Source organism: Paraburkholderia piptadeniae, from assembly GCF_900007165.1.
Taxonomy (GTDB): domain Bacteria; phylum Pseudomonadota; class Gammaproteobacteria; order Burkholderiales; family Burkholderiaceae; genus Paraburkholderia; species Paraburkholderia piptadeniae.
Genome location: NZ_CYGY02000100.1, coordinates 1 through 8,215, shown reverse-complemented (window position 1 = coordinate 8,215; position 8,215 = coordinate 1). Strand labels below are relative to the sequence as shown.

6 protein-coding genes and 2 pseudogenes are annotated in these 8,215 nt (G+C 59.4%); 2 read left to right on the top strand and 6 right to left on the bottom strand.

The genetic code is table 11. The annotated features are described in order from the left end of the window. The 4 genes and pseudogenes from BN2476_RS39645 to BN2476_RS39630 form a co-directional block, all read right to left on the bottom strand. The coding region (locus BN2476_RS39645) for an ABC transporter permease (RefSeq protein ID WP_369122662.1) at positions 1-477 on the bottom strand (477 nt) is incomplete at its 3' end. Further along, positions 464-1,165 (bottom strand): annotated as a pseudogene (locus BN2476_RS39640) (ABC transporter ATP-binding protein); the annotation flags it as partial. The gene BN2476_RS39645 and the pseudogene BN2476_RS39640, both read right to left, overlap by 14 nt. Positions 1,166-1,228: 63 nt before the next feature. Further along, positions 1,229-3,292, bottom strand: a complete 2,064-nt coding sequence (gene treS / locus BN2476_RS39635) for a maltose alpha-D-glucosyltransferase (protein ID WP_087739627.1) — start codon at positions 3,290-3,292, stop codon at positions 1,229-1,231. Positions 3,293-3,380: 88 nt separating this feature from the next. Further along, positions 3,381-4,859, bottom strand: coding sequence for an aldehyde dehydrogenase family protein (locus tag BN2476_RS39630; protein ID WP_087739626.1), 1,479 nt, complete (start codon positions 4,857-4,859; stop codon positions 3,381-3,383). Positions 4,860-5,289: 430 nt separating this feature from the next. On the opposite strand from BN2476_RS39630, the gene BN2476_RS46835 reads away from it, so the two are divergent. Continuing rightward, positions 5,290-5,463: a hypothetical protein gene (locus BN2476_RS46835; protein WP_160111843.1), complete on the top strand. Its 174-nt coding sequence runs from the start codon at positions 5,290-5,292 to the stop codon at positions 5,461-5,463. Between the two features lie 133 nt (positions 5,464-5,596). On the opposite strand, the pseudogene BN2476_RS50015 reads toward BN2476_RS46835, so the two are convergent. Further along, positions 5,597-5,701 (bottom strand): annotated as a pseudogene (locus BN2476_RS50015) (Mu transposase domain-containing protein); the annotation flags it as partial. Between the two features lie 765 nt (positions 5,702-6,466). On the opposite strand from BN2476_RS50015, the gene BN2476_RS46040 reads away from it, so the two are divergent. Continuing rightward, on the top strand, positions 6,467-7,600 hold the full coding sequence (locus BN2476_RS46040; protein ID WP_143811157.1) for a hypothetical protein: 1,134 nt from the start codon (positions 6,467-6,469) through the stop codon (positions 7,598-7,600). A gap of 136 nt (positions 7,601-7,736) precedes the next feature. On the opposite strand, the gene BN2476_RS39615 is transcribed toward BN2476_RS46040, so the two are convergent. Next, entirely contained in the window at positions 7,737-8,060 is a 324-nt protein-coding gene (locus BN2476_RS39615; protein ID WP_218274591.1) for a hypothetical protein, read from the bottom strand. Positions 8,061-8,215: the final 155 nt, after the last annotated feature.

Sequence of the window (8,215 nt, the reverse complement as noted above, 5' to 3'; positions counted from 1 at the left end):
GATCATGCCCGTCATCGTGAAGACGAGGCGGATCGGCTCGGACGTGACATGCAATGCCTGCAGCGCGTCGTTGAGCACGCCGTTGTTGCCGAGCAGAATCTGCCAGCCGAGCGTGCGCACCACGACCGAAATCAGGAGCGGCCCGAGCACGATCAGCAGGCACAGCGACTGCCACGGCCGCTTCATGCGTGCGAGCACGATCGTCTCGGGGACGCCGAGCAGCACGCTCAGCAGCGTCACGGCCAGCGCGAGACCCGCCGTGCGCAGGAAGATCTCGTCGTAGTACGGATTGCTCAGTACTTCGGCGTAGTGCTTGAGCGTGTAGGCGGCCTGCACGCCGGCCACGTCGCTGAAGACGCGAAACGACAGCAGCGTCAGCACGAGCGGCACGAAGAGCAGCGCGCCGAACAGCAGCAGCGCGGGCGCCGACAGCAGCCACGGCGCGACGTCCGCGCGCGAGTCGTCAAGCGTTGCCATGGGCGCTCTCCCGTGTCAGCACGCGCAGGTCGTCGTCGGTGAACGAGAGGCCGACTTCGCGGCCTTCCTCGGGCGGCGGCGCGCCGTAGTTCGGCTGCGCGACATGCAGCTTGCCGAGCTCGGTGTCGACTTCGAGCAGCCATTGATTGCCGATGAACACGCGGGTCGCGATGCGCCCGTGCATACGTGCGTCGCCGTTCGCCAGACGCACTTTCTCCGGACGGATGTACACGTGCACCACGCCCTGCACGTCGCGGCCTTCGTGCGGCACATGCAGCGTCGTGCCCGCGACGTCGACCTCCGCGCAGCGCGGATTGCGCCTGAGCACTTCCCCCGGTAGCGTGTTCGCGCGGCCGAGAAATGTCGACGCGAACGGCGTGGCGGGGCGCTCGTAAGCATCGAACGGCGTGCTCAGTTGCGCGATGCGCCCGCGCTGCATCACCGCGATGCGGTCGCTCATCGTCATCGCTTCGATCTGATCGTGCGTGACAAGGATCGTCGTGATGCCGAGACGCTTCTGGATCGCGCGCAGTTCGATGTGCATTTCCTCGCGCAGCTTCGCGTCGAGATTCGACATCGGTTCGTCGAGCAGCAGCAGCTCGGGCCGCATCGCGAGCGCCCGCGCAATGGCGACGCGCTGGCGCTGGCCGCCCGACAGTTCCTTCGGATAACGCGTGTCGAGGCCCTTTCGGAAGCGCTGCGTCTGATTCAACTGCCGGGATATTGCCGGGTGTGCGCCCCTTAATGCACGTCAACTGGAAAGAGAACTCGCAATTTTCAGTGATACACCTCGGTGACCCTCAAGCACTATTCGCAGCTTACCCAGTTCGTCGAGGTGACCGATAACCGAATCGGCGAGCATGTCGATGACAGGTCCTGGCGCGGTGCAGGGTAGCGTAATAGTCTCATCGACGGTGCTTGCGCCAAAGTTCAGAGCTGTAATCTGAGTCTCTTTCCCTGCAGGAAGTTCGTGAACCATTACTAGGAGGCCTGGCGCGACAACGTCAGGAACCTCGATTTGCCTACTCGAGGCAATGCCGTACGAGTCTCGCACAGCGAGGAGACGCTTGAGTTGCGAGGCGAAAGAGGCAGGGTCGGCGAGCTGCTCCGGCAACGTACCGTACAAGGCCACTGCGCGCGGTATGCCTTCTTCAGATGTGTATGCGTGCGGGTTTTCTCCTGTCAGATCATAAGCACCGCGTTGTACCCAGCGCGTGTCTCCGTCAGTCGTTCGCTCCTCGACGGCCTCAATGGGTAAGGGCAGTGCGCCGACAAGGTCCCACCCCGATATTGCAAAAACGCCGGGCTGCAAAGCATTGAACATCGCAAGAAGAAGATGAATTTGTCGGATATTGTCTCTGTCCCCGGGCGTTATGGCGTCCAGGTCCCGAATATTGAGTGCCGCAGTGATGACGCTGGCTGTCGTGCAAGACACGCCGTTTGTCACGAAAGGAAGATTGTAGGGTGCATGCTCGCCGCTCAAGCGCTCGTACATCTTCTCCCGGATATGCTCTCGAAGGGTGTTGCCGTTCCATGTCTGCCCCTGGAAAATAAAAGTTGCGTTAGCGTGTAGCGTCCAGAAATGTACGAGCTCCAGCGTCAGTTCATCGTGGTTCTGAAGTGCGTGAATGAGAGACGCCGGGTCGATGCCGTACTGATGGACTTTGCGTAGCATCAGTCGCAAGAACTCAGTGTCTCCCGTCAGAAGTGCATGCTGATACGCAGGACGTGTGACGAAGTCGTAAGACAGGTCAGCGCCATTTTTGGACATTGCCGCCATGTCGTCGAGGGTGAGATTGAGTTCCTGAAAGCTGAACCCACCGGCCTTACGAATCGCCCCGGCGAGAAGCTGGTTGCCCGCGACCGCGAGTGGATGGCTCTGCGACCATGCATTCCCGTGTGGTCTTCGCTCGATGCCCAGGAAGCCGTTGGCATCTAGGCGAAGTCCGCGAGCGCCGAGGACGTCCAGGGAGTGCAGAGCATCACCGATACTGATTTGTTGGGCGGCCAATGTTGGGTCGAGCCAGTTTAGTGACGGTTGACCTTCCTTAAAGTAGTGAAGGTATACCCACCGGCGCATTACGCCGTCTACGCCAAGTACAGGAGCGGTTGCACTCCAGTCTGTTTCCTTGACGCCTAGCGCAAAAAACATTACCCGCTGAAGTTGGCCAACGATGTAGCACTTGCTTTTCAGGGTGTCGACCACGTCAGCCGGCAGATTGATGGAATCTTTTCCTCCAGGTACGTCTGGCAAAAGGTTCCAGTCGCCAGGCATGATCTCGATCATATGGTAAAGGCCCGGATAGTCCCCGTAATTCATCTCAGCGAGCCGGAAGTCGGGGCCTTTGCCAGTATGCAAAGGAATGACATCGTCAATGACAACGGCGTTGTGCGCTGCCGCCATGCGACTCATTGCTATGAAGTCTTCTTCTGTACCGAATCTGGAATCGATCTCTAGGCCGATGCGATCAAAGTTGCCGTCTACCGAATGGGTAAAGCGCTCGCCATTAAGACCACCGGCGACTTTGGTTGGACCCGGGTGAATAGCATTAATACCCATCGAGGACAACGAACGCCACAGTGTCTCGCTTCCCAATGCCTGGAGTACCGACTGTCCCGGCGCGGCTATAACCGCGCTCGGGTACGCGGTGAACCAGACAGACGAATTTGCGCACACCCCACGCGGGCGGGCCTCGGCATAGGGGTGAAGCCAAAGCTTGGCTTGCCCCGCATAACTGCGCGCCCGTGCGCGAACCTGGTGGAGCATTGAAAGACTCACGAGCCACTGGATATGCTCTGAGGCCGGAACATTCATGGCAGACCTCCTCGAGATATTTTTGAGGCGATATCAGCGTTTGGGCGCGCTCAACCAGCGCCTTGGATACCCCGAGGCCAATGAGTCTTCATGCCTCGCTAGAGTTTGCGCGCACGTCACCGCGCGTGCCGAGTCCCGCCTGATCGTCATAGCCGACGATAGCCTTCACTTCGAGAAACGCCTCCAGACCCCACTCGCCATATTCACGGCCGTTGCCCGATCGCTTATAACCGCCGAACGGCGAGCCCGCGTCCCACTCCGGATAGTTCAGATAGACGCTGCCCGCGCGCAGCCGGAACGCCACACGCCGGGCGCGCGCCGGATCCGCGGATTGAACGTATGCAGCAAGTCCAAACGGTGTATCGTTGGCAATCGCGATCGCGTCTTCCTCGTCGCGATACGGCATGATGGCGAGCACTGGACCGAAAATCTCTTCTCGTGCAATCGTCATCGAAGGGTCGACGTTTGCGAATACCGTGGGCCGCGCGTAGTAGCCGCGCGTCAGGCCATCGGGACGTCCCGGCCCGCCGGCTGCGAGCAGTGCGCCTTCCTCGATGCCCTTTTTGATCAGCCGTTGCACGCGTGTATATTGCACGTCGCTCACCACAGGGCCCATCGTGGTGCGGTCGTCGTTCGCGGGACCCACACAGTGAGAGGCCGCCGCATGCTGTGCAATGCGCACGGCCTCGTCGTGCAGCGCTGCGGGCACCAGCATGCGTGTCGGCGCGTTACACGACTGGCCGCTGTTGCCAAAGCACTCATAGACGCCCGAGGTGACGGCGGCTTCCAGGTCCACATCGTCGAGAAGAATGTTTGCGGACTTACCGCCGAGTTCCTGATGCACGCGCTTGACGGTCGGCGCCGCGAGCTTCGCGATTTCCACGCCCGCCCGCGTCGACCCCGTGAACGACACCATGTCGACGTCCGGATGACTGCAGAGCGCCGCGCCCACAGTCGGGCCGTCGCCGTTCACGAGATTGAACACGCCCGGCGGCACGCCTGCGGCATCGAGAATCTCGGCGAACAGCACGGCGTTCAGCGGCGAGATCTCGCTCGGCTTGAGCACCATCGTGCAGCCGGCGGCAATCGCGGGGGCGACCTTGCAGACAATCTGATTGATCGGCCAGTTCCATGGCGTGATGAGCGCGGCCACGCCGACGGGCTCGTAATTGACAAGCGTCGTGCCCTTCTTGCGCTGCCACGCGAAGCGCTCGCAGGTACGCAGGAGTTCTTCGAGGTGACGTCTGCCGAGCGCGGCCTGCCATGTATGCGAAAGCATTTTCGGCGCGCCGATCTCGCGCGAAATGACATCGGCCATCTCGTCGTAACGCGCCGTATAAGCGTCGAGTATGCGGCGAATCAGTGCGACGCGCTCGGTCAGCGGCGTCAGCGAAAACGACGCGAATGCGCGCTTTGCGGCTGTCACCGCGCGCTCCACGTCGTCGGCATTGCCGAGCGCGATCTGCGCGAACGCCTCTTCCGTGCAGGGATCGACAACGGCGAGGCGCGCGTCGCCCGACGGCGCGACCCAGATGCCGTCGATGTAAAACTTCTGTGCATTCAACATCCGCTTCTCAGTCCGAGAGTGTTTCAAGAAGAACTGCCGGGATTGTTAATCCAGAGCCAAACCCGTTAGCTTCGACCGCAGCCTCTCCAGGGTGAGCTGGGTAGCTGGGCGTACTGATGCATGGCTCCCCGGCTTTCGTCGTCTGCGCATATGGTTTGAAAGACGCGTCGACATTTACAAGGGATTGCTGACGATAGGATGCCACCTGGTTTGCCGGTGGACATCTTCAATGTTCCGAAGAGTCTTTTGAAATGTCCTCCAGGGTATGCAAGCTATTCGGAAGGAGCGTGTAACAATCAAACCAAACAGCACTCCCGAGTCGCCTAACGTGCAGTATAGCGAAAAGGCTTTTTGTGCCTTTGATCACCATCAACGCATGACTATGTTCTACTGAATACATCGTCGGCGCTTCCCCTCCCGGAGTTACGTTGTGTCGGTCGACCTTATGCGCGTAGCCGTATCGAATGACCTGGAATCACTAACAAAAACCGAGACATCTGGCGATGCGCGTCACATCCATGGCAGCATGGCCAGACGAAAAAAGCAGCAACGTTTGGATGCGGTGCGGCAGCCGTCGATTCCGGCGACGACATTGCCCCGCTGAAACGGGCATACGACTTACGCGCCGCGCAGGATTACGCGGGCTCGGCGTCATGGCAACTGGCGGAAGAGGCGTGCCCGAGCATTTCTGTTTCAAGCAGCATGTTCGCCGGAACCGCGCGGAACCATAGATGGCCTTGCCCCACCAGCGCGTGCGGCAGGCTGTAGCGGTGTTTGTCGATCTCAACGTGGTAGTCGATGTGAACGGTTACCGTGTTGAATCGCGCAAGTTCATAGGGTTGAGCCAGCAGCGACTCTCGAGAAGCAGAAAAGTTCTGAGTTGCCGTTTGGGCCTCCACAAGTTTTGAGTTCCGCATGCCGCCTTGTGGAATCCAGACGCCGGAGTCTTGCTGTCAGACGATGACAGGGCGGGAAAATTGCCCGCGGATTTGCGGAAGTCGGCCCATTTTCGCTCCTGTTCCGGCCCGATATTAGTGTAGGAGTCCATGTGAAATACGGTGGGAATGTTTTGAGTTCCCTCGCTGTGCGTGGCTTTGCAGCCGGTCGATCAAGCGGCGGGCGAAACGTCCGATTTTAAAAGGAGTGCACGCTCGCTATCTGTCCGGTGTGCGCCTTCCGGCATTGCAAATCCGTGGCTCGGCGCCCGCGATTACTTCACACGAAGGTGCGCAACAATGCTGTGACGACCCCGACGGCGGGATCGTCGGACGTCGCTTTCGGGGTGGCCAGCCCTTCGGCTGAACGCGTTAAATCGGGTACACCCGGTTGAGGAGCGACGCGCCGGTGCGTGCGTCGAAAAAGCGGGTCTGGCACGCGACGCCGCCTTACAGCACAGCAACTGCCTGTCACATTCCATCTTTTCATTTAGATTGGCGGCTGGCCAACCGCCACAGTCTGCTCGACTGAAGTATTGCCAAACTTGTAGAGCGCAGCATCCCGCAGCAAAATTTGCGTCAGCCCTCGTTAGTGAGGTTTCTGTCGTAAAGACCGGCAAACAGAAACAAGCATGTTGTCGTTTTTTTACTCACTTACATTTTGAGGTGCTCATGCAACCCTCTGCGTTTGACCGCGTCTATTTCCAGTCCCTCAAGCGTGACCTCGTCGCCGCGACCCGCGACGTTTTTCGCGTTCCCGACTCGCAAGTCAACGAGTCTTTCGCTCGTGGTTTCGGTGTTCAGACTTATGCTGCGCTTATCGCCGCGCTCGACGGAGACCATCCGCGCAAGCAACTGAAGGCGCCGGGCGTCGAACTGTTCGATCATGCAGCGTTTGCGGCTCGCATGACCGAACTCGCTGACGAACGCATCGCTGAATCCGTAAGTGCGATTCTGGAAGGCGCACGTATCGATATCAAGATCGTCCGGCGCTCGCCCGCGCGACAGAATCCGGTCCGCTATTCGGACATCGCCTACGACGTGACTGTCGCGATTTCGGGCGTTCCACCAGAAGTGCTCGAATTGTCGCCGGAATTTCTCATTCCTGAATTCTTCGGGCTTGACGGTACGGAGTTGTATCGCCTTGATTGCGACTGGTCGTTCCGCGTCGACGGTGAGTATGCGATCACGCGTAAGCAGTCGGGGCAGGGTCTGCTTAATTCGAAGATAGTCGACGGTCGTTGGAAAGGCGGGCTGTACATCTACTCGCTTAAGCATCAGGAAGACGACGCGCGCTGCTTGCGTTCGGTAAAAGCCGCGCTGGCTCGAGCGATGCTTCCGGCGCTGACGTCACGCGTGCGCTGTTCGATTAACCAGCCTGACCGCTATCAATACGGAGCATGGCGCGTACGCATCACTATCGGCCCTGTCATCCAGGGTTTCCTCGGCGGCTCGCGCTTGGTGTTTGCGTTGCCGAAGCTGCCGAAGCGGCTCGTCGTGATGGACAAGGGCTGCATGTTCGATGTGGGTGTCGGTGTGTTTCAGAATGGCGAGTGGAGTGCCGACATTTACAGTAACGGCATCCCCGAGGACAAAAATCCGACGGGCATTGCGCAGGTCAAGGCAGAACTGTTGCAGGCCGTGAATCAGGCTCTCCAGGGAACGGGTTTCACAGTTAGGGCTCGAGAGCGGAGCCGGGCGTGTAGAAGCCTTTTTTTGACAGGACGGGAACCCGGGAACGCGAAAGCGCCCCGGGTTTTTTTAAAGTCGAACGCCGTGAATGCGATGTTTTCTACGGTGTCCTGATACCGGCTGACCGAGGGATCGCATCCACCCCGTGTCGCGCGCCAGGTGCTGCCGACAGCACCCATGTACATTGATTTGATGTCAAGTGCAGCGAAGCCGAAGGGATTGCTTCCCAGATAGCGGTGGAAATAATAGTTCACAAACGACCAGTCGAAGGCTGCGTTAAAGCCAACGAAAACAGGGTTTCCATCAGCGCCTGCGACACGCTCAACCCATTGCTGAAAAGCCTGCAGGCGGCGTGTGGTTCAAGCCCATCTTGTTCAAGCCGCTCCAGTGATAACCCCGTGACCTTCAGCGCGGCCGGGTCAGCGTTGCGGGTGGTCGGCTTCAATTCACATGCAAAGGTCCTTGTTGGCTCGTCTGCATTGCAGGCGCCGATCGAGAGTAGGCTGTATTCCCCGGGAATCGGTCCGGCAGTTTCGACATCGACTGATATGTAGATTTCGCGCGGGCTGGTCATGGAATTAGCGGCTCCGTCGGGACAAGGGTGGGACGGTTTCTGACTGCCTCCCAATGTTTGCGAAGCTCGCGGCGCCGCTCCTGGACACTTCCGGCCGTCTTCCAGTGATGACCGGAAAACGTGGTGATGTCGAACGGGTGCGTGGTGCCGGATCT